Here is a 19593-nt window from a genome sequence, read left to right on the forward strand (position 1 = left end):
GGGGGAAGCTCTGGGAGGGAAGTGATGATGATGAAGACCATCATGGCGGCCGCGCTGGCGGTGGCCGGTCTCGGCTCCGCCGCGCTGGCGCAGGACGTCACGGTCGGCGTCAGCTGGTCGAATTTCCAGGAAGAGCGCTGGAAGACGGACGAGGCGGCGATCAAGGCCGCGCTCGAGGCCGCCGGCGCGTCCTACATCTCGGCCGACGCGCAGTCGTCCTCGGCCAAGCAGCTCAGCGACGTCGAGAGCTTGATCGCCCAGGGCGCCGACGCGCTCATCATCCTGGCGCAGGACTCGCAGGCGATCGGCCCCGCCGTGCAGCTCGCCGCCGACGAGGGCATTCCCGTCGTCGGCTACGACCGGCTGATCGAGGACCCGCGCGCCTTCTACCTCACCTTCGACAACGTGGAGGTGGGCCGCATGCAGGCGAAGGCGATCTACGACCTGGTGCCGAAAGGCAACTACGTGATGATCAAGGGCTCGCCCACCGATCCGAACGCCGACTTCCTGCGCGGCGGCCAGCAGGAGGTGCTGCAGAAGGCGCTCGACGCGGGCGACATCACGATCGTCGGTGAGGCCTATACCGACGGCTGGCTGCCGGCGAACGCCCAGCGCAACATGGAGCAGATCCTCACCGCCAACGACAACAATGTCGACGCCGTGGTCGCCTCCAACGACGGCACCGCGGGTGGCGTGGTGGCCGCGCTGACGGCGCAGGGCATGGAAGGCACCCCGGTGTCGGGCCAGGACGGCGACCATGCCGCCCTCAACCGCATCGCCCGCGGCACCCAGACCGTGTCGGTGTGGAAGGACGCCCGCGAGCTCGGCAAGGAGGCCGGCGAGATCGCCGTGGCGATGGCGAACGGCACCAAGATGAGCGAGGTCGACGGCGCCAAGGAGTGGACGTCGCCGGCGGGCACCGAGCTGTGGGCCAAGTTCCTCGCGCCGATGCCCATCACCAAGGACAATCTCGACGCCGTGGTCGACGCGGGCTGGATCGATCAGGACACCCTCTGCCAGGGCGTCGCCGACGGTCCCTCGCCCTGCAACTGAGTTCGTGATCGGCCGGGCCGCCTTCGGGGCGGCCCGGCGGCGGGTCCCGTCCCGCCCGCCCGTTCCATTCCGCCTCGGAAAGGCGTGCCATGACCGATACTGCCGCCCCTGCCGGCGCTACGCCCAAGGCCAAGAAGAGCCTGTTCAAGGCCCTCGAGATCGACACGCGATTGCTCGGGATGATCGGCGCCTTCGTCGTCCTCTGCCTCGTCTTCAACGTGGTGACGGACGGGCGCTTCCTCACCCCGCGCAACATCTTCAACCTCACCATCCAGACCGTGTCCGTCGCGATCATGGCGACGGGCATGGTGTTCGTGATCGTCACGCGCAACATCGATCTGTCGGTGGGCTCGCTGCTCGCGGCCTGCTCGGCGGTGATGGCGATGACGCAGACCTGGCTGCTGCCGGACGTCCTGGGGCTCGGCCTCGGCCATCCGATCATCTGGCTCGTCGCGATCGTGGTGGGCCTCGTCGTCGGCACGGCGATCGGCGCCTTCCAGGGATTTCTGGTCGGCTATCTGTCGATCCCGGCCTTCATCGTCACGCTCGGCGGGCTCCTCGTATGGCGCAACGTCGCCTGGTACCTCACCGCGGGCCAGACCATCGGGCCGCTCGACGCCACCTTCATGAAGTTCGGCGGCATCAACGGGACGCTCGGGACCGACGCCTCGTGGGCGGTCGCCGCGGTGGCGGCGGTGGCGGCCGTGGCGGTGATCTTCATGGCGCGCCGCTCCAAGCTCGCCCACGGCTTCCCGGTGAAGCCTCTCTGGGCGGAAGGCCTCCTGGCGCTCGTCGCGGCGGGGGCGATCGTCGGCTTCATCGCGATCCTCAACGCCTACGACGTGCCGATCGGCCGGCTGCGGCGGATCTTCGAGGCGCGCGGGCAAGAGATTCCCGAGGGCTTCTCCATGGGCTACGGGCTGCCGGTCTCGGTGCTCGTCCTGATCGCCATCGCGGTGGCGATGACGGTGATCGCCCGCCGCACCCGGCTCGGCCGCTACATCTTCGCCACCGGCGGCAATCCGGATGCCGCCGAGCTCTCCGGCATCAACACGCGCCTTCTGACGGTGAAGGTGTTCGCCATCATGGGTGCCCTCTGTGCCCTCTCCGCGGTGGTCGCCTCTGCCCGCCTCGCCAACCACTCCAACGACATCGGCACGCTCGACGAGCTGCGCGTCATTGCCGCCGCGGTGATCGGCGGGACGGCCCTCTCGGGTGGCATCGGCACCATCTACGGCGCGATCCTCGGAGCCCTGATCATGCAGTCGCTGCAGTCGGGCATGGCGATGGTGGGCGTCGACGCGCCGCTTCAGAACATCGTCGTGGGCTCGGTGCTCGTGCTCGCGGTGCTCATCGACATCCAGTATCGCAAGCGCACGGGGGGCAAGTGATGGCGGCGACCATGGACGCGGAGCACGCCTCGCCCGGCGCGACGCCGCTCGTCGAGATGGACGGCATCCGCCTCGCCTTCGGCGGCGTCCACGCGGTGGACGGGGTGTCCCTGACCCTCCACGCCGGCGAGGTGCTCGGCCTCCTCGGCCACAACGGGGCGGGCAAGTCGACGCTGATCAAGATCCTGTCCGGTGCCTATCGCATGGATTCGGGCACCATCCGCATCAACGGCGAGGCGGTGAAGATCGAGAGCCCGCGCGACTCCCGACGCTACAACATCGAGACGATCTACCAGACGCTGGCGCTCGCCGACAATCTCGACGCCACCGCCAACCTCTTCCTGGGCCGCGAACTGGTGACGCCGCTCGGGCTGATGAACGACGCCAAGATGGAGGCGGAGACGCGCAAGATCATGGCGCGGCTCAACCCCAACTTCAAACGGCTGAGCGAGCCGGTGTCGGCGCTGTCGGGTGGGCAGCGCCAGTCGGTGGCGATCGCGCGGGCGGTCTACTTCAACGCCAAGATTCTCATCATGGACGAGCCCACCGCCGCGCTCGGCGTGCACGAGACGCAGATGGTGGCCGAGCTCATCGAGGAGCTGAAGAAGCAGGGGCTCGGCATCATCCTCATCTCCCACGACACGCGCGAGATGATGGAACTCTGCGACCGGGTGGCGGTGATGAAGAACGGCCAGCTCGTCGGCACCGAGCGGGTCGAGGACGTCACCGAAGACGACATCCTGTCGATGATCATTCTCGGCAAGAACCCGCGGGCGGCGGTCTGAGCCCATGTTCCTGGGGCTCGACCTCGGCACGTCGGGGCTGAAGGGCGTTCTGATCGACGAGCGGCAGCAGGTGGTGGCGGAGGCGCTGGCGCCGCTGTCGGTCGCCCGTCCTCATCCCGGGTGGTCGGAGCAGACGCCGGCGGACTGGATCGCCGCCGCCGAGATGGTGCTCGCCGTGCTCGCGGAGAAGGTACCGCTCGACGGGGTGGCGGGGATCGGCCTTTCCGGGCAGATGCACGGGGCGGTGCTCCTCGACGCGGACCACCGCGTGCTGCGGCCGGCGATCCTGTGGAACGACACCCGAGCGAGTGCCGAGGCGGCCGCGCTCGACGATGATCCGAACTTTCGGGCGATCACCGGCAACATCGTCTTTCCGGGCTTCACCGCTCCTAAGCTGCGATGGGTGAAGGCGCACGAGCCCGCGATCTTCGACGCCGTCGCCCTGGTGCTCCTGCCGAAGGACTACCTGCGCCTCTGGCTGACGGGGGAGGCGGTGTCGGAGCCCTCCGACGCGGCCGGGACGAGCTGGCTCGACACCGGCGCACGGACGTGGTCCGAGCCGCTCCTCGCCGCGACGGGGCTCGACCGCTCGCAGATGCCCGCGCTCGTCGAGGGCTCGGCGGTGTCGGGCGGGCTGCGCGACGGGGTCGCCGACCGCTTCGGGCTCAGGCGGGGCACGCCCGTCGCCGGCGGCGCCGGCGACAACGCGGCGGCGGCCGTCGGCATGGGCGTGATCCGGCCGGGTGAGGCGTTCCTGTCGCTCGGCACGTCCGGGGTGCTGTTCGCCCCCTCGCCGGGCTATCGGCCGGCGCCGGAGACGGCGGTGCACAGCTTCTGCCATGCGCTGCCCGGCACCTGGCACCAGATGGGGGTGATCCTCGCCGCCACCGACGCGCTCAACTGGTACGCCGCCCTCGTCGGCGAGGACGCGGCCACGCTCACCGCCGGGCTCGGCCCGCTCGAGCCGCCGGGGCGGGCGATGTTCCTGCCCTATCTCGGCGGCGAGCGGACGCCGCACAACGACGCCGCCGTGCGCGGCGCCCTGGTGGGGCTCGCCCACGAGACCGACCGGGCCGCCGCGACCCGTGCCGTCCTCGAAGGCGTCGCCTACGCCGTCGCCGATTGCCGCGACGCGCTGGCGCGCACCGGCACGCGCCTCGAGCGGGCGATCGCGGTCGGTGGCGGCGGCCGCTCCGACTACTGGCTGAAGCTGATGGCGACGGTGCTCGCGATCCCGATCGACCGGCCCGTGGCGGGCGACTTCGGGGCGGCCTTCGGCGCGGCGCGGCTCGCCATGATGGCGGCGACCGGCGCGGGCGCCGAGATCGCCACACCCCCGACGATCGCCGACACGTTCCATCCCGACAACGCCCTGGAGGACGCCTTCGCGGCGGCCCACCGGCGCTACCAGTCTCTCTATCTCGCGCTGAAAGGCCTCACATGACCGCCTTCTTCGACGGTATCGCTCCCGTGACCTACAAGGGCCCCGACGGGGACGGCGACCTCGCCTACCGCCACTACGACCCCGACCGCGTGGTGCTCGGCAAGCGCCTCGAGGATCATCTTCGCTTCGCCGTCGCCTACTGGCATTCCTTCGCCTGGCAGGGGGGCGATCCGTTCGGCGGTCAGACCTTCGAGCGGCCGTGGTTCGGCGACACCATGGAGGACGCGCGGCTGAAGGCGGACGTGGCGTTCGAGCTCTTCGACCTTCTGGGCGTGCCCTTCTTCTGCTTCCACGATGCCGACGTGCGGCCGGAGGGGGCGTCCTTCGCCGAGACGACGCGCAACCTCGAAGAGATCGTCGACGTGTTCGCCCGCAAGATGGAGACGTCGGCGACGCGCCTCCTGTGGGGGACGGCGAACCTCTTCTCCCATCGCCGCTACATGGCGGGGGCGGCGACCAACCCCGATCCCGAGGTGTTCGCCTATGCCGCCGCGACGGTGAAGACCTGTATGGACGCGACCCACCGGCTGGGCGGTGAGAACTACGTCCTGTGGGGTGGGCGCGAGGGCTACGAGACGCTGCTCAACACCGATCTGAAGCGGGAGATGGACCAGATGGGCCGCTTCCTGTCGATGGTGGTGGAGTACAAGCACAAGATCGGCTTCGCGGGCACCATCCTGGTGGAGCCGAAGCCGCAGGAGCCGACCAAGCACCAGTACGACCACGACGTCGCGACGGTCTACGGCTTCCTGAAGGCGTACGGGCTCGAGGGCGAGGTGAAGGTCAACATCGAGCAGGGGCATGCGATCCTCGCCGGCCACTCGTTCGAGCACGAGATCGCCCTCGCCACGGCGCTCGGCGTGTTCGGCTCCATCGACATGAACCGCAACGACTACCAGTCCGGCTGGGATACCGACCAGTTCCCCAACAACGTGCCGGAGGTGGCGCTCGCCTACTACGAGATCCTGAAGGCGGGCGGATTCACCACGGGTGGCACCAACTTCGACGCCAAGCTGCGCCGCCAGTCGCTCGATCCGGCCGACCTCGTGGCGGCGCACGTCGGCGCGATGGACGTCTGCGCCCGCGGCCTCATCGCGGCGGCGGCGATGCTCGCGGACGGCAGCCTCGCCGAGGCCGTCGCGGCCCGCTACCGCGGCTGGCAGATGCCCTGGGCCGAGCGGATGCTGGCATCCCCGCTCGACGCCATCGCCGACCTGGTCGCGACGGAGAACGTTTCCCCCCGCCCGGTTTCGGGTCAGCAGGAGCGGCTGGAGAACCTCGTCAACCGCTTCGTCTGACGGGTTTGGCGGGAGTGGCATATGTATTGCCCGCATTAATTTGAGAGCTCAGAAAGTCGAGTGGACACCATAGGTGTCGGCTAGGCTGGGCTCGCGCTTTATCAATAGTCGATTATCGGAGGTTATATGGAGAATCTATTCTTTACGGAGTCGCGCAGTGCCACCAACGAAGTCGATTTCACCAAGGCGTTTATTGACGCGAATCCGGACGTGTTCCCGACACGGCCGACCGCCCGACGTTATTTTTCGTTGGTGCAGTTCCCGGTGTCACGGCGCTGGCGTTATCAACTCAACGGCAAGACGGGGAATACGCTCACCCTTCATCTGCTGTTTCGCATTGAGTTCGGCTCCGATTTTACGACGGCTTACAAGGAGCATTCCAACCAGCATCCCGAGTTCGCCATATTTCAACTGCGGCAGAGCGGACTCCTGGCGTGCGCGAGCGAGCTGAGGAGCGAGGGCCCCAACGCATTTTTGCAGTTTCCGGGTGTGAGCATTGCGACGGTACGCAATCCATTCACGCGGACGGTGTCGAGCTTTCTCTATTTCTGCAACAGCCATCGGGTGGGGGATGCGCGCTTATTGAAAGAGCGCATCCGCTTCAACGTTGTCACGGGGTTCAACTGGGGGAAGGACATTGACACGGTGCGCGGCTACGAGATGTTCTTGGAGTATGTGCACTATATGCGTGAGAATTATGCGCCCCATGAGCTGGATGCTCACTGGTTGCCTCAGACCGAGCATATTCAGCCGGAGATCTACCGACCTGACGTGATCGGGCGCGTGGAAGATATGCCGAAATTCGTGGCGGACGTGTGCGAGGCCCTGGAGGTGTCGGAGAAGATCGACACGCGACGCTTCAAGCGGAACAAAATGAAGGTGCGCAAAGTGCCGGACTTCTACCAGTCGCCGAAGGCGGTCGAGCTGGTGCGGACGATCTATGCCAAGGACTTCGAGACCTTCGGCTACGACGACACGGTGCCGGCGCGGAAGGGATGGGCGGGCTGAGCCCCGCCGGTCCCGGGTTGGTCAGCCGATCAGCTCGCGGGCGCGCTTGACGCTCGCCGCGGCGGCGCCGGCCATCAGGCGGGCGTCGCTGCCGATGGTGGTCATGTTGAAGCCCCAGCCGATCGCCTTCGCCGCATAGTCGGCGACGCCGCAGTGGAGGGCGGCGCGGATTCCGGCCCCCTTCGCGGCGGCGAGGATCGACTGGATCACCTCCACCATCTCCTCCTCCTCGCGGTCGAAGCCCGGCGGCAGGCGGCCCGCGGTCACGCCGAGGGTGAGGTCGGCGGGGCCGATATAGACGCCGTCGAGGCCGGGGGTGGCGACGATCTCGGCAAGGTTCGCCACCGCCTCGGCGGTCTCCACCATGGCGAAGCAGACGATCTCGTCGTTCGCCTCCGAGGCGTAGTCGGGGCCGGCGGCGAAGGCGACGCGGGTCGGCCCGAAGCTGCGGGCGCCACGCGGCGGATAGCGGACGGAGGAGACGAGCGCTTCGGCCTCTGCACGGCTGTTCACCATCGGGCAGATGATGCCGTAGGCGCCGGCGTCGAGCGCCTTCGTGATGATGCCGGGCTCGTTCCAGGGCACGCGCGCGAGGGGCACGACGCCGCTGCCGCGGATCGCCTGGAACATCGGCAAGAGGTTGGAATAGTCGAGCGCGCCGTGCTGCAGGTCGACGGTGAGGCTGTCGTAGCCCTGCTCGGCCATGATCTCGGCGGTGAACGGGTTGCCGATCGACAGCCATCCGTTGAGGGTGCCGCGCCCATCGGCCCAGGCGAGCTTCAGCTTGTTTTTGATCACGCATCCTCCCTGCCGCCTCGGGGCGGCATTTCTTGTCCAGACACTTCTAGCACGCCGGGCGCTGGACGCACGCTCAGGGGCAGAGGCGGGCGAGGCGCACGATGCGGTCGGCGTCGGCCGCCTTGAGCGGGGCGAAGGCGACGCGGCGGTTTTCGGCGGCGGTGGGATCGGCGGCGTTGCGAGGGAGCGCCTCGCCCACGCCGATCGCGACGAGCCGACCGGCGGCCACCCCGCGCTCGGCGAGGGCGGCGGCGAGGGCATCCGCGCGGCGGGCGGAGAGGGCGCAGTTGTAGGCCGCGCTGCCCTTGGCGTCGGTGTGGCCGAGGACGAGGAAGGTGACGGCCGCCGCCGCAGGATCCTCGAGGGCGACGGCGAAGCGGTCGAGCTTGGCGCTCTCGCCGGGGGCGAAGTCCGCCGAATCGAACAGAAAGAAGATGTCGGCTTCGACGACGGGCAGCGCGGGTTCCGGGCTCGGCGGGCTGCCGATGTCGGCGCGCGCCTCGCTGGGGCCGAGCCGCAGGACGCCGGTCTCGAGGACGTGGGGGCCGGTCGCCTCCAGGCCCCCGTCGGTCATCTCCTGATTGGCGGCGGCACAGCTTTGCCAGTCGGCCGGATCGGCGAGGCAGCGGGCGAGCGGCGGCGTGGCGAGAGCCTCGCCGGGAAGGCTGATCTCCGGATCGCCCCAGATGGCGTCGTCGCCGAGGAGGGACTGGGCGGCGGCCGGGCCGAGGGCGAGGCTGAGCGCGGCGGCGAGAAGGGCACGCCTCACGGCGCGATCTCCAGGGTGAGGCTGCGCCGGATGACGGGGCCGTTGAGCGAGAGAACGCCGAGCTCGAGGACGCTCTCCTCGTAGCGCTCGGGCGGCGTGCCCTCAGCGGCGCAGGAGACCGGCTCGGTCATCGTCCGCTCGGTGGCGATCGCCGTGGGATCGGCGTTGCAGAGGGCGATGAAGCGCTCGCGGCCCGGGTCGGGAAAGCTGAACGTCGCGGGAGCCGGGGGAAAGCGGTAGGGCGTGCCGGCGGCGAGGGTGATGTCGTCGAGGCCCGGCGTCGGCACAACCACGCAGCTTCGGCCGCTGTCGTCGACGTTGATGAGGGTGAGCTTGCAGTCGACCGGCGGGATGAGTGTGAGTTCCACCGGCTCGCCGGGGTGGAAAGTCTCCTTGGCGGCGAACAGGGCGAACCGCGGATCTTCCGGCCGCTCCGACGCCGCGGCGGCGGGTGCGATGGGGCTCGCCTCGGGCGGCGCCCGCTCGGCGGCGGCGAGGGGTTCGGCGGCCGGCTCCGGTTCTGGCGGAGGGGGGGCCGTGCAGCCCTCGGCGCGGGCCGCCGGCAGGAGCACGTCGTAGCGCACGGCATGGCGGACGGTGCCGGCGGCATCGGTGAGGCGCATCACCACCTCGACGTCGCGCGGATCGGGCGAGGCGGGGCGCACGAGGAGGAGAAGGCGCAGTGCGTCGGCAGTAAGCGGGCCGTCCGCGGGAGAGGCGGCGAGGTCGGGCCAGGAGGGGCCGAGCGCGAGTCCTTCGCGCTTCAGGGCGAAGAGCGTGGTGGTCGCGATGTCGGCGAGGCTCGCCTTGAGGGCGCAGCCGTCGGCGAGGGCGCTGCCGTCGGTCGCGAGATGGAGACGGGAGGCGCCACCGAAGGCGCCCGCCATGGCGGTGAGGGCGTCGGTGAGGGCGCCGCGCAGGTCGAGATAGTCGATCCCCGTCGCCGGGCCGGCGGCGCGGCGGGCGAAGGTGGTGGCGTCGAGATCGAGCGTGGCGGCGGCGGTGCAGCCGTAGGTTCCCGCCCCGTCGCGACCGAGGAGCGAGAGGTGGAGCTTCAGCGTGTCGGCGGCGGGCCGGGCGGTGTCGATGGACAGGACGATGGGCGCGTCGTAGCGCGCTTCGAGGGTGGCGGCGAGCGCGCGCCGGGCGGTCTCGCCGCCGGTCAGGATCGAGGGAAGGATTGCGGTCATCTCGATCGGGTTGGCGCGCCAGCCCGGGATGGCGTTCACCACCACACCGGCGGCGGCGTTGATCGCGGCGCGGTCGCTCGGGTCGAGATGGCGATCGAACACCGGAGCGCCGATGAGCAGCACCTCCTGGGTGCGGTCGCCGCCGCCCGGCACGCAGGCGTTGAGGTCGAGCGCCATGCGGCGGACGATCGGCGCGAACGCCGTCTCGAGGTTCTGCGTCGCGTCGGGCGCCTGCCCGCGGGCCGGGCCGAGAGAGAGGGCGAAGGTGACTAGCGCGAGGACGAGGCGGCGACGCATCCGATCGCTCCGTTGAGGCTGAACCGCGGGGCGCTCCATGGTTGGCCGAGACCGGCGCGCAGGGCAAGGCGAGCGCGCCGGCCTCGGCTCAGTCGAGAGCCCGATTGATGGTCGCCGCGTCGCTCGGGCGCACCATGGTGCGCCGCCAGGTGGGACCCGGCCGCCAGGCGGGGCCGGTGCGGTGCACGGCGGCGCAATCGACGGGCGTGCGGGGGCTGCCGAAGTCGTCGAGATCGTGACGACGCGGGCGCGGGTCGGTGAGGGCGACGGGTGCGCTGTCGCAGACGACGTTGCGGTGGGTGACGACGACGCGCACCGGTGCACGATATTCGCGGGCGAGAGGCACGTCGTCGGCGGGTTCGATCAACGTCACCTCGACGCGGCGGTTGCGCGGGCTCGCACCGGCGGAGGGGTCGAGCGGCACATCCTCGCCGAAGCCGACGGCGACCAGCCGGTGCGGCGGGATCCGGAAGCGCTCGATGAGGTAGGCACGCACCGCGGCGGCGCGGCGCTCCGAAAGCCACTGATTGTAGTCCGGCGCGCCCGGGGCGTCGGTGTGGCCGCCGATGAGGTAGCGCGACGTGGCGAGCGCGGGCGACGTCAGCGCCTCGCCGAGACGGTCGAGCACGGTCATGGCGGCGGGGGTGAGGGTGAAGCTGTCGAACGGGAACTGCACCGCGAAGTCGCGGCTGTGGTTGTAGTTGAGCACGAAGCGGCGGGTGACGATGGTCTCGGCCGGATCGTAGGCGGTGCTCGCCGCGATGCGCGGGCGCATCGGCAGCTCCAGGTGCGCGATGCCGTCGCGGTAGGCCGGGTCGCGCCGCGCGGCGGGGCCGGCGGGGGCGAGTGCGTCGGTGATCATCGCCACGATGGCGGCGTCGGGCATCGGCTCCGCCATATGCTCGGCCATCTGCTCGGGCGTCGTCGCGGACGTTGTCGCGGGCATCGGCTCCGCCATCTCGGCGGGCATTTCGGTGATGGGGTCGGGCTCGGGGCCCGGTTCGCCGGCGAGGGCGGCGACGGGAAGCAGCAGAACGAGCGCGGCGGCGCCGGAGCGCAGTATTTTCATCATCTCCTCCTCTCGGGCCGCGATCGGCCCACCTCTCGGGAGGTGGAGGGGGGAGAGAGGTTTCCGTCAGGATCCGGCGAGGGTGAGGACGAAATTCTGCACGCCGCCCGGTGCGCCGGGGCTCGCCCAGAGGACATCGACGCTGACCTTCAGCTCGCCGACCGCGAGGGGGCGGATGGGGATCGCCGTGGTCTGGTTGGGCACCAGGACGAGGCCGCGGAAGAGGCGCTGATCGGCGCTGATCGCAAGGGCCGCGAGATCCTCGCCGATGCGCACCTCGATGGCGCGGTCGCTGGCGTCGTTGCGGAACTCGATGAGGCAGAGATCGGAGAGCGGCAGGGTGAGGCTGCCGCCCGCGTCCGCCTCCCAGCGGGTGCGCAGGAGCGGGCGGGCTTCGAACAGCGCCTCGCGGCAGCTGTCGCCGGGCAGCGGCCGCCCGGTGATGATGCGGATGGCGCTGATCGGCTCGTCCGTCACCGGGAAGGCCTCGCGCGAGGGGTCGCCCGGCACTTCGCTCGCCGCGGAAGGGTTGAGGATCGCGTTGAGCGTGTCGGTCTGCGCCATGGCGGGAAGCGAAGCGCCGAGGAGGGCGAGGGCGAGAACGAGGGGAGCGGCGAGCCTCATGTCATTCTCCGGCGGCGAAGGTGATGGGCAGGCGTCCGACGCGGCCGGGCGCCGCGACGGTGACGACGCTCTCGCGCCCGAGCGGCGCGCGGCGGAAGACCAGCTCGTAGGAGGTGCCGTTGATGAGGCGCAGCGGTCGGCCGATGGGCGTGTCGCCGCGGATCACGCTGCCGGCGAAGCCGTTGTCGAGGCTGATCTCGATGGGCTCGGTGCCGGTGTTGACGAACCGCAGGGCGCACGTCGTGGGGCTCGCGGGTACGTGGAAGCCGTCGGCATGGCGCACCAGACGCTGCGTGGCGAGCCCGTAGCCCGCCATCTGGGCGTCGATGCAGGCGTCGCGATCGGGGGCGTGGAGCTGTTCGATGGCCATCATGTCAAAGGGGTTGCCTCTGGGAACGGGGTCCTTCGACAGGAGAGTGGAGACCCCAAAGCCGATCGCGCCGGCGACGAGGATCACGGCGACGGCGATGCCGAGCCCCCAGAGGACGCGGCCGGGCACCGGCGGCGAGGGTGGTGCGGGCGGCGCACCGATGCGCTCGCTGAGCAGGTGGTCGAGCTCGTCGAAGCGGGAGAGGGTTGCGGTGAGGGAACCAGGGATGGAGTGGGCCGCCGCCTCCAGGGTGGCGAGGTCGGTGGCCGCGGCGGGCGGGCCGAGAATGAGAAGGGCGCGTGCCCCGGGCTTCATCGTGGCGAGGAGGGGGGCGGCGTTGGTGATCTTCTGGGTGAGGAATTCCGCGTGGCCGATCGGGTTGAGCGCCCCGTCGACCGAGCCGGTCGCGAAGATGACGAGATCGGCCGTCGCGACGTCGGCGACGAGGCGGGCGCCGTGTTGGACGGCCCGATGGGCGATGAGGATGGGGAGCTCCCAGCTCCGCCCGTCCTCGACCCTCGCGGTGAGGGTGAGGTGGGTGTGGTGGGCGCTCCCGCCGAGCGCGCGCAGCGGGCCGTCGACGAGGCGGTGGTAGTCCTTCTCGATGGGGAAGGCGCGGAAGTCGCCGACCCCGGTGACCGTGCTGCGACCGAGGTGGGGCTTTTCCTCCAGCGAGGCGACCACGGCGACGCTGCCCGTGGTGGGCACCAGCACGGCGACGGTCGGCCCCCGCGCGCTGTCGGCGTTGGGTGATGGGCTCGGCGGAGGATCGGACACGGTAGCAGCCACGGGTTTCACTACGCCCATCATAGCGGGTGGGGCGTGCGGGGCGAGCCGGATCGGCCGATTCTCCGCCGTCGGATGGGGACGACGCGTCAGATGAGGAAGATGGCGGTGGAGGGGTGCTGCAGCAGGGCGACGGCGGGGGCGGAGATGGGATCGGCGGCTGCGAGACCCATCTGGATGACGCCGTCGACCGGCTCGTCGAGAACGAGGCGGGCGGTGCGGCCGTCGGCGGCGAGAAGCTCCATCATGGTGGGCACCGCGCCGGCGGCGAGGGTGAGGATGAGCCACGTCACCCCTTCCTCCGAGGCCGTGCGTACCTCCACCTCGCCCACCATGCGGCGCTGGTCGGTGGAGGTGGCCGCGGCGTAGGCGACGGGCGAGGCGGCGAGCGCGCTCGCCGCGCGTAGCCGCCGGTAGAGAGCGAGCGCGCCGATGGGGACGGTGGCGATCCCCTCGAACGCCTCGCGGGAGGTGGCGCGGCGCACGATCTCCGCCGTGCCGATGGTGCCGGCGGCATCCGCAGCAAGCGCTTCGTCGGCGAGGGAGAGGGCGGCGATGCGGTCGGAGATGGCGGCTTCCAACGGATCAGCCATGGGCACGCTCTCCGGCGAGATAGCGGCGGGCGAACTCGGCGGCGAAGACGTTGCGATCGTCGGCGAAGGTCGGATCGAGCGGGTGGGGATCGGGCGGCCGCTCCACCTTGGCGATGGCGCCGCGGACGGCACCGAGGAGCCGGGCGAGGGCGACGAGATCTTCGCTCATTGCCGCGAAGCGGGCGGCAAGCGCCTCGCGCGGGACGTCGAAGCTCTTGGAGCGGGTGCGCGAGAGGATCGCGACGCCCTGGGCGCGGATCGCGGCGACCCGCTCGGACTGGCTGTCGGGCGTCGCGAGCGACACGCCCACGGCGAGCCAGCCCGCCGTCTTCTCCGCAAGGGTCGCGACGCGGGCGTCGATGTCCCGATAGGTCATAGCTTCCACGCACGTCACCCGCGTTTCGAGGGGCACTTTGGAGCGGCCCGTGCGCAGAGAGTTGGAAAGGCCAGACTGGATCGGGTGGAAGGCGAGGAGACGCAGGAGCGACAGGGTGTAGCGCTCGCCGTGCGGCCAGGCGGAGACGACGAGGTCGCAGAAGTCGAACTCGGCCTGGGTGTAGGTCTTGAGGGCGGAGGACTTCAGTCCGGCGAAGGGGGTCTCCTCCGACGCGTCGGCGAGGACGGGGGCGAAGCCGAGGGCGGAGACGGCGCCGGCCGGGCCGTCCTCGGCGTCGTCCTCGCCGTCGACGGGGGCGGCGAGGATGCGCTCGACGCCCGGCTCGTCGACCGATGCGGAGGCGGCGAGGTGGCCGCGCTCCTCCATCTCGCGGCGCATCGACAGGAAGGCGAAGGCCGTCTGCAGCGCCATGCGGTAGGTGACGAAGTGCTGATTGTCCTCGGCCCGCCAAAGGTCGAGCAGATCGTCGTCGGCGGGCTCGCGGATGTGGCCGAGCTTTCTCTTGACGTACTCGAAGCCCGAGGTGGCGTGGCCTTCGGCGATGTGGGCCTTTCGATAGTCGTAAAGGCGGCGCGAGAGGGCGCGCACGGCGCCGCGGAAGGCGGGCTCGTCGAAGGTGGCGGGGTCGGCGAGGGTATCGAGGATCGCCATCACTTCGGCCGCATGGGCGAAGCCGTCGGCGGCGATCAGGAACTCCACGAGCTTCTTCAGGATGGCGATGCGGGTGCGCCCGGCGACGAGGCTCGCCTCGTAGGCGACGAGACGCACCTTGGTGCCGCCCGGGTGGATGGCGAGGGCGCCCTCGCGCGGACCCTCGGCGGTGAGAAGGCGGTGGAGGATCTCGGTCGGCGAGAGGGTGAGGACGTCGAGGCTCGCGGCCGGATCCGGCCGACCCTCGGGCCGCGTCGCGGCGAGGGCGGCGACGAGGAGGGCGAGCGCCCACAGCGGCTTGTCGCGGTTCGGCGGCCAGCCGCGGATGATCGCGTCGGCCACGGCGTCGACGAAGGGGCGGGAATAGTCGCGGTCCTCGAAGAGGGCGGCGAATTCGCGCTGGGCGACGTCGGACCAGTAGCGGAGCTTCATCGGCGGGCCATCGTTGGATACGCCGCCATACCCGCACAGCGGCCCGGCCGGATCAAGTCGCTGGCCGTGCTCTGTGCCGACTTTGTTGGATGAGGGGCACGGACGTTTCGTCGCCCGTGCCCCGCGTGGGCATCGAAGAGGGGGGCCGCCCGGCCGAAGCCGGGCGGCAGGGCATTACTCGGCCTGTTCGGGACGGGGGCCGCGCGGGCCGCCGGGGCCACGCGGACCATCGGGGCGCTCGCAGCCGCCGCGGTCGTGCTTGCGGAAGCCGTGGCGGCCGCCGCGCTCGCCGCGAGCGTGCCGGCGATCGGCCCGATCGAGCTTGCCGTCGTCGTTGCGGTCGAGGTGCTGCACGACGTTGCCGAAGCGCTTGTCGAGCTCCTCGGTGGTGATGACGGCGCTGCCGTCCTCGTCGAGCATCTGGAAGGTGCGCACCATCATCGGGCGGGTGAGGTCGAGCCAGATGGCCTCGAAGTCCTTGAGCGTCACCTCGCCGTCACCGTCGGTGTCGCCGATGGCGAACTTCTCGGCGAGGAAGGCGTCGACCTCGTCCTGGGTGAGGGCGCCGTCTTCGTTGGTGTCGGCGTCGCGCATCATCATCATCAAGGGACCGCCGGGACCCATGGGGCCCATCCCGCCGGGACCCATCCCGCGCGGACCGCCGGGGCCACGGGGCGGGCCGTCGAACTGCACGGACTGAACGTCGGAGTTGGTCGCGGGAGCCGCCGCCGGGCCGACGGTCAGCGCATGGGCACCCATGGCTCCGGCGAGGATGGTGCCGGCGACGAGGGCAGTCATCGTGATGGGCTTCGTCATCGAAGTATCCTTTTCGTTGGCGGCGTGTCGTGTTCGCCTGACCCGAGAGGTAGTCGATGGCGGTCGGCGATGTGTGTCGGCGCCGGGCGCGATTGTCGCCGGCCGTCACAGGGCACCGGGCTGACACAGATTGCGACAAAGTCCCCGGAAAAGTGCCGAGAAAGCGGGTACATCAGGGTCATGACCGAACCGCACATCCTCGTCGTCGACGACGCGCGCGACATTCGCGAGCCGCTCGGCACCTACCTCAAGAAGCACGGCCACCGCGTGAGCCTTGCCGCCGACGCCGCGCGCGCCCGCGAGGTCGTGCAGAACGGTGCCATCGACCTCGTCGTGCTCGACATCATGATGCCGGGAGAGGACGGGCTGTCCTTCTGCCGCTGGCTTGCCGGCCGTGGCGGGCCGCCGGTGATCCTCCTGACCGCGATGGTGGAGGACGCCGACCGCATCGTCGGGCTCGAGATCGGCGCCGACGACTACGTGGTGAAGCCGTTCAACCCGCGGGAGCTGTTGGCGCGCATCCGGGCGGTGTTGCGGCGCGTGCCGCCCACGCCGCCGACGGTCGCGAGCGGCCTGCGCCGCTTCGCCGGCTTCGTGCACGACCCCGATCAGCGCACCCTCGAAAAGGACGGCGACAAGGTGTCCCTCACCTCCGGCGAGAACCGCTTGCTCGGCGTGCTCCTCGACCGTCCGCGGCAGGTGTTGACGCGCGATCAACTCCTCGACCTCACCGCCGGGCGGGAGGCGAAGCCCTACGATCGGGCGATCGACAATCAAGTGAGCCGGCTGCGGCGCAAGATCGAGGCGGACCCGAAGCAGCCGGCGATCATCGTGACGGAGTGGGGCGGCGGATACCGCCTCGCCGCCGACGTGGAGGGGCTGGACGGCGGCGGCGAGACGGCCGATCCGGCCGGCGACCCGTCGTGACCCTGCGCCGCTTCCTGCCGCAGAGCCTGATGGGGCAGTTCGCGCTGCTCCTGGCGGGGGCGATCATCGTCGCCAACCTGGTGGCGATCCTGCTCCTCAACGCCGAGCGGGTGCGGATGGTGCGCGAGGCGCGCCGGGGGGCGCAGGTGGAGCGCGTGGCCGCGCTCGCCTCGGCCCTCTCCGAAGTGCCGCCGGAACAGCGCGACAAGATCGCCGACGCCGTCGACACGCCCTGGCTCAGGGTGTCGGTGGACGACACACCCGCGGTGACGACCCCGGGGCGGGACCGCTTCGCCCGCCGCGTCACGGCGATGTTCGAGGACGCGCTCGGCGAGGGCGATGTCGGCGTGCGCGTCAGCCTCGTGGGCGAGGACGACGACGCGGGGGACCCGCGCCACGAAGGGCGCCGGCGCGACCGGCGGGGCCCGCCGGACCGGCACGGCCCGAGGCTCATCGCCTCGCTGCCGCTTTCGGGCGGGGAGTGGCTCAATGTGCGGCCGCAGCCGCCGGGGGGACCGCCGCTCCTCGTCAGCCGGGCCGTGCTCTTCGCGCTGGTCCTGTCGCTGGTGAGCGTCCTCGGCGTGGGGCTGTGGTTCATCCGGCGGCTGACGCGTCCGCTCGCCGCGCTCGGCGTGGCGGCCGAGCGAGCCGGCTACGGCGACCGCGACGCCCGCGTGCCGGTGACCGGTGCGCGCGAGGTGCGGCGCGCAGCCGAGGCGTTCAACAACATGCAGGAGCGCATCGCCGCCTTCGACGCGGAGCGCGCCCGCACCATCGCCGCGGTGGGGCACGACCTGCGCACGCCGATCACCTCGCTGAGGATCCGCGCCGAGATGCTGGAGGACGGCGAGCGCGAGGCGATGGTGCGCACCCTCGACGAGATGCGCGTGATGGCCGAGGGGCTGCTCGAATGGGGTCGCATCGGGGCGGAGACGGAGAAGGCCGAGGCGGTCGACCTCGCCGACGTGCTCGCCGGCCTCGCCGACGAGACGGTGCGCTACGAGGGGCCCGACACGTTCGTCATCGAGGGGCGGCGGGTGGCGTTGTCGCGGGCCTTCGGCAATCTCACCGGCAATGCGCGCCGCTACGCCGGGGGGGCGGTGGTGCGCCTTGTGCCGGAGCGCGACCACGTGGTGGTGACGGTGGAGGACACCGGTCCGGGCATTCCCGAGGAGCGGCTCGAAGAGGTGTTCGAGCCCTTCCGCCGGCTGGAGGAGTCGCGCAGCGAAGACACCGGCGGGGTGGGGCTCGGCCTTTCGATCACGCGCGCCATCGTGCAGGCCCATGGCGGCACGGCGAGCCTCGCCAACCGGCCGCCGCACGGGCTGATCGCCACCGTGACGCTGCCGCGTCACCGGCCGCGGCGCCGACGGGCGGGGCCGTCCGCCGCCGCGGAGTGAGCGGCGGGCGAGGCACAAAAAAAAGCGCGGATCGCTCCGCGCTCTTTTTGCGTCGACGGCGCAGCGCCTACATGTGGATCGCGCCGTTGCCGGCGGCGAGGGCGGCTTCCTTGACCGCTTCCGACAGGGTCGGGTGGGGGTGGCAGGTGCGGGCGATGTCCTCCGCCGCGGCGCCGAACTCCATGCCGAGGGTCACCTCGGAGATCATGGTGCCGGCGTCGGGGCCGATGATGTGGACGCCGAGCACGCGGTCGGTCTTGGCGTCGGCGAGGATCTTCACGAAGCCGTCGGTGGTGCGGTTCACCTTGGCACGCCCGTTGGCGGTGAAGGGGAACTTGCCGACCTTGTACTTGATGCCGTCGGCCTTGAGCGCCTCTTCGGTGCGGCCCACGGAGGCGACCTCGGGGTAGGTGTAGACCACCGCCGGGATGGCGCCGTAGTTCACGTGGCCGGCCTGACCGGCGATGATCTCGGCCGCGGCGACGCCCTCGTCCTCGGCCTTGTGGGCGAGCATCGGCCCGGCGATCACGTCGCCGATCGCGTAGATGCCTTCGACGTTGGTGCGGAAGTGGTCGTCGACCTTCACGCGGCCCTTCTCGTCGGTCTCGATGCCGGCTTCCTGGAGGCCGAGGCCCTCGGTGTAGGGGCGGCGGCCGATGGCGACGAGCACCACGTCGGCCTCGAGCGTCTCCGCATCGCCGCCGGCGGCGGGCTCGATGGAGACCTTCAGCGTCTTGCCCGAGGCGTCGACGCCGGTGACCTTCGACTTGAGGCGGAAGGTCATGCCCTGCTTCTTGAGGATGCGCTCGAACTGGCGCGACACCTCGCCGTCCTCGGTGGGCAGGATGCGGTCGAGGAATTCGACCACGGTCACCTCCGAGCCGAGCCGGCGCCACACGGAGCCGAGCTCGAGGCCGATCACCCCACCGCCGATGAGGATGAGCTTCTTCGGCACCTCCGGCAGCGACAGCGCGCCGGTGGAGGAGACGACGCGCTTCTCGTCGATCTCGATGTTGGGAAGGCGGACGATGTCGGAGCCGCTGGCGATGATGATGTTCTTGGTCTCGAGCTCGGTCGGCTCGCCCTTCTCCGGGGTGACCTTCACCTTACCCTTGCCGAGGATGGAGCCGACGCCGCGGTGCACGTCGATCTTGTTCTTCTTCATGAGGTAGTCGACGCCCTTGACGTTGCCGTCGACGCCCTCGTCCTTGAAGGCGAGCATCTTCTTGAGGTCGAGGGTGGGGCTCACGCCGATGCCCATGTCGGCGAAGCCGTGACCGGCCTCCTCGTAGAGCTCGGAGGCGTGGAGCAGCGCCTTGGACGGGATGCAGCCCACGTTGAGGCAGGTGCCGCCGAGGGTCGGCCACTTTTCCACGACAGCCGTCTTGAGACCGAGCTGGGCGGCCCGCACCGCGGCCACATAGCCGCCGGGGCCGGTCCCGATCACCACCACGTCATAGGCTGCCATCGTGTGCTCCAGTATTTCGCGTGTTTC

Annotated in this window: 18 protein-coding genes; 8 read left to right on the forward strand and 10 right to left on the reverse strand. The window is 70.6% G+C overall.

Annotated features, from left to right (window positions below; genetic code table 11):
- The first annotated feature begins 30 nt into the window (after positions 1-30).
- The 6 genes from xylF to JCR33_RS10200 all read left to right on the forward strand — a co-directional run bounded on the left by xylF (position 31) and on the right by JCR33_RS10200 (position 6979).
- Complete coding sequence (xylF, locus tag JCR33_RS10175; RefSeq protein ID WP_211110225.1) at positions 31-1053, forward strand: D-xylose ABC transporter substrate-binding protein; 1023 nt, start codon at positions 31-33, stop codon at positions 1051-1053.
- An 89-nt stretch (positions 1054-1142) separates the two neighbouring features.
- On the forward strand, positions 1143-2444 hold the full coding sequence (locus JCR33_RS10180; protein WP_198881941.1) for a sugar ABC transporter permease: 1302 nt from the start codon (positions 1143-1145) through the stop codon (positions 2442-2444).
- The gene (locus JCR33_RS10185; RefSeq protein WP_198881942.1) at positions 2444-3229 is read left to right on the forward strand and encodes an ATP-binding cassette domain-containing protein; all 786 of its coding nucleotides are present in this window, start codon (positions 2444-2446) and stop codon (positions 3227-3229) included. Before JCR33_RS10180 ends, JCR33_RS10185 begins: the two co-directional genes overlap by 1 nt.
- 4 nt (positions 3230-3233) lie before the next feature.
- Positions 3234-4673: a xylulokinase gene (gene xylB, locus JCR33_RS10190; protein WP_198881943.1), complete on the forward strand. Its 1440-nt coding sequence runs from the start codon at positions 3234-3236 to the stop codon at positions 4671-4673.
- Positions 4670-5971: a xylose isomerase gene (gene xylA / locus JCR33_RS10195; RefSeq protein WP_198881944.1), complete on the forward strand. Its 1302-nt coding sequence runs from the start codon at positions 4670-4672 to the stop codon at positions 5969-5971. The genes xylB and xylA overlap by 4 nt, the downstream gene beginning before the upstream one ends.
- Before the next feature lie 126 nt (positions 5972-6097).
- Entirely contained in the window at positions 6098-6979 is an 882-nt protein-coding gene (locus JCR33_RS10200; protein ID WP_198881945.1) for a sulfotransferase family 2 domain-containing protein, read from the forward strand.
- 21 nt (positions 6980-7000) lie between these two features.
- Here JCR33_RS10200 and JCR33_RS10205 read toward each other — a convergent pair whose 3' ends face one another.
- From JCR33_RS10205 to JCR33_RS10245, 9 genes are all read right to left on the reverse strand, one after another.
- Positions 7001-7777 carry an HpcH/HpaI aldolase family protein gene (locus JCR33_RS10205; protein ID WP_198881946.1) on the reverse strand — a complete coding sequence of 259 codons (777 nt, stop codon included), beginning with the start codon at positions 7775-7777 and terminating at the stop codon, positions 7001-7003.
- A gap of 73 nt (positions 7778-7850) precedes the next feature.
- Positions 7851-8546 carry an OmpA family protein gene (locus JCR33_RS24950; protein ID WP_332461160.1) on the reverse strand — a complete coding sequence of 232 codons (696 nt, stop codon included), beginning with the start codon at positions 8544-8546 and terminating at the stop codon, positions 7851-7853.
- Entirely contained in the window at positions 8543-10033 is a 1491-nt protein-coding gene (locus JCR33_RS10215) for a DUF4384 domain-containing protein (protein ID WP_198881947.1), read from the reverse strand. The genes JCR33_RS24950 and JCR33_RS10215 overlap by 4 nt, the downstream gene beginning before the upstream one ends.
- Positions 10034-10121: 88 nt before the next feature.
- Positions 10122-11105 (reverse strand): OmpA family protein, encoded by a 984-nt coding sequence (locus tag JCR33_RS10220; protein WP_198881948.1) that lies wholly within the window; start codon positions 11103-11105, stop codon positions 10122-10124.
- 63 nt (positions 11106-11168) lie between these two features.
- Positions 11169-11726: a hypothetical protein gene (locus JCR33_RS10225; protein ID WP_198881949.1), complete on the reverse strand. Its 558-nt coding sequence runs from the start codon at positions 11724-11726 to the stop codon at positions 11169-11171.
- 1 nt (position 11727) lies between these two features.
- Complete coding sequence (locus tag JCR33_RS10230) at positions 11728-12873, reverse strand: hypothetical protein (RefSeq protein ID WP_198881950.1); 1146 nt, start codon at positions 12871-12873, stop codon at positions 11728-11730.
- 98 nt (positions 12874-12971) lie between these two features.
- On the reverse strand, positions 12972-13475 hold the full coding sequence (locus JCR33_RS10235; RefSeq protein ID WP_198881951.1) for a hypothetical protein: 504 nt from the start codon (positions 13473-13475) through the stop codon (positions 12972-12974).
- On the reverse strand, positions 13468-14955 hold the full coding sequence (locus JCR33_RS10240; protein ID WP_198881952.1) for a hypothetical protein: 1488 nt from the start codon (positions 14953-14955) through the stop codon (positions 13468-13470). The genes JCR33_RS10235 and JCR33_RS10240 overlap by 8 nt, the downstream gene beginning before the upstream one ends.
- A gap of 174 nt (positions 14956-15129) precedes the next feature.
- Positions 15130-15771, reverse strand: a complete 642-nt coding sequence (locus JCR33_RS10245; RefSeq protein WP_198881953.1) for an EF-hand domain-containing protein — start codon at positions 15769-15771, stop codon at positions 15130-15132.
- Positions 15772-15951: 180 nt separating this feature from the next.
- Between JCR33_RS10245 and JCR33_RS10250 the strand changes: the two genes are divergently transcribed.
- Positions 15952-16698 carry a response regulator gene (locus JCR33_RS10250; protein ID WP_198881954.1) on the forward strand — a complete coding sequence of 249 codons (747 nt, stop codon included), beginning with the start codon at positions 15952-15954 and terminating at the stop codon, positions 16696-16698.
- Entirely contained in the window at positions 16695-18098 is a 1404-nt protein-coding gene (locus tag JCR33_RS10255) for an ATP-binding protein (RefSeq protein ID WP_198881955.1), read from the forward strand. Before JCR33_RS10250 ends, JCR33_RS10255 begins: the two co-directional genes overlap by 4 nt.
- A gap of 67 nt (positions 18099-18165) precedes the next feature.
- Here JCR33_RS10255 and lpdA read toward each other — a convergent pair whose 3' ends face one another.
- Positions 18166-19566 carry a dihydrolipoyl dehydrogenase gene (gene lpdA, locus JCR33_RS10260; RefSeq protein ID WP_198881956.1) on the reverse strand — a complete coding sequence of 467 codons (1401 nt, stop codon included), beginning with the start codon at positions 19564-19566 and terminating at the stop codon, positions 18166-18168.
- Positions 19567-19593: the final 27 nt, after the last annotated feature.

This window comes from Acuticoccus mangrovi (assembly GCF_016411865.1).
GTDB lineage: Bacteria > Pseudomonadota > Alphaproteobacteria > Rhizobiales > Amorphaceae > Acuticoccus > Acuticoccus mangrovi.

Bases quoted from the DNA above. Each gene is read 5' to 3' on its own strand.
- lpdA (WP_198881956.1), bottom strand. From the start codon at position 19,566: ATGGCAGCCTATGACGTGGTGGTGATCGGGACCGGCCCCGGCGGCTAT.
- xylB (WP_198881943.1), top strand. From the start codon at position 3,234: ATGTTCCTGGGGCTCGACCTCGGCACGTCGGGGCTGAAGGGCGTTCTG.
- JCR33_RS10235 (WP_198881951.1), bottom strand. From the start codon at position 13,475: ATGGCTGATCCGTTGGAAGCCGCCATCTCCGACCGCATCGCCGCCCTC.
- JCR33_RS10220 (WP_198881948.1), bottom strand. From the start codon at position 11,105: ATGATGAAAATACTGCGCTCCGGCGCCGCCGCGCTCGTTCTGCTGCTT.
- JCR33_RS10225 (WP_198881949.1), bottom strand. From the start codon at position 11,726: ATGAGGCTCGCCGCTCCCCTCGTTCTCGCCCTCGCCCTCCTCGGCGCT.
- JCR33_RS10215 (WP_198881947.1), bottom strand. From the start codon at position 10,033: ATGCGTCGCCGCCTCGTCCTCGCGCTAGTCACCTTCGCCCTCTCTCTC.
- JCR33_RS10180 (WP_198881941.1), top strand. From the start codon at position 1,143: ATGACCGATACTGCCGCCCCTGCCGGCGCTACGCCCAAGGCCAAGAAG.
- xylF (WP_211110225.1), top strand. From the start codon at position 31: ATGAAGACCATCATGGCGGCCGCGCTGGCGGTGGCCGGTCTCGGCTCC.
- JCR33_RS10250 (WP_198881954.1), top strand. From the start codon at position 15,952: ATGACCGAACCGCACATCCTCGTCGTCGACGACGCGCGCGACATTCGC.
- JCR33_RS10245 (WP_198881953.1), bottom strand. From the start codon at position 15,771: ATGACGAAGCCCATCACGATGACTGCCCTCGTCGCCGGCACCATCCTC.
- JCR33_RS10240 (WP_198881952.1), bottom strand. From the start codon at position 14,955: ATGAAGCTCCGCTACTGGTCCGACGTCGCCCAGCGCGAATTCGCCGCC.
- JCR33_RS10185 (WP_198881942.1), top strand. From the start codon at position 2,444: ATGGCGGCGACCATGGACGCGGAGCACGCCTCGCCCGGCGCGACGCCG.
- JCR33_RS10200 (WP_198881945.1), top strand. From the start codon at position 6,098: ATGGAGAATCTATTCTTTACGGAGTCGCGCAGTGCCACCAACGAAGTC.
- xylA (WP_198881944.1), top strand. From the start codon at position 4,670: ATGACCGCCTTCTTCGACGGTATCGCTCCCGTGACCTACAAGGGCCCC.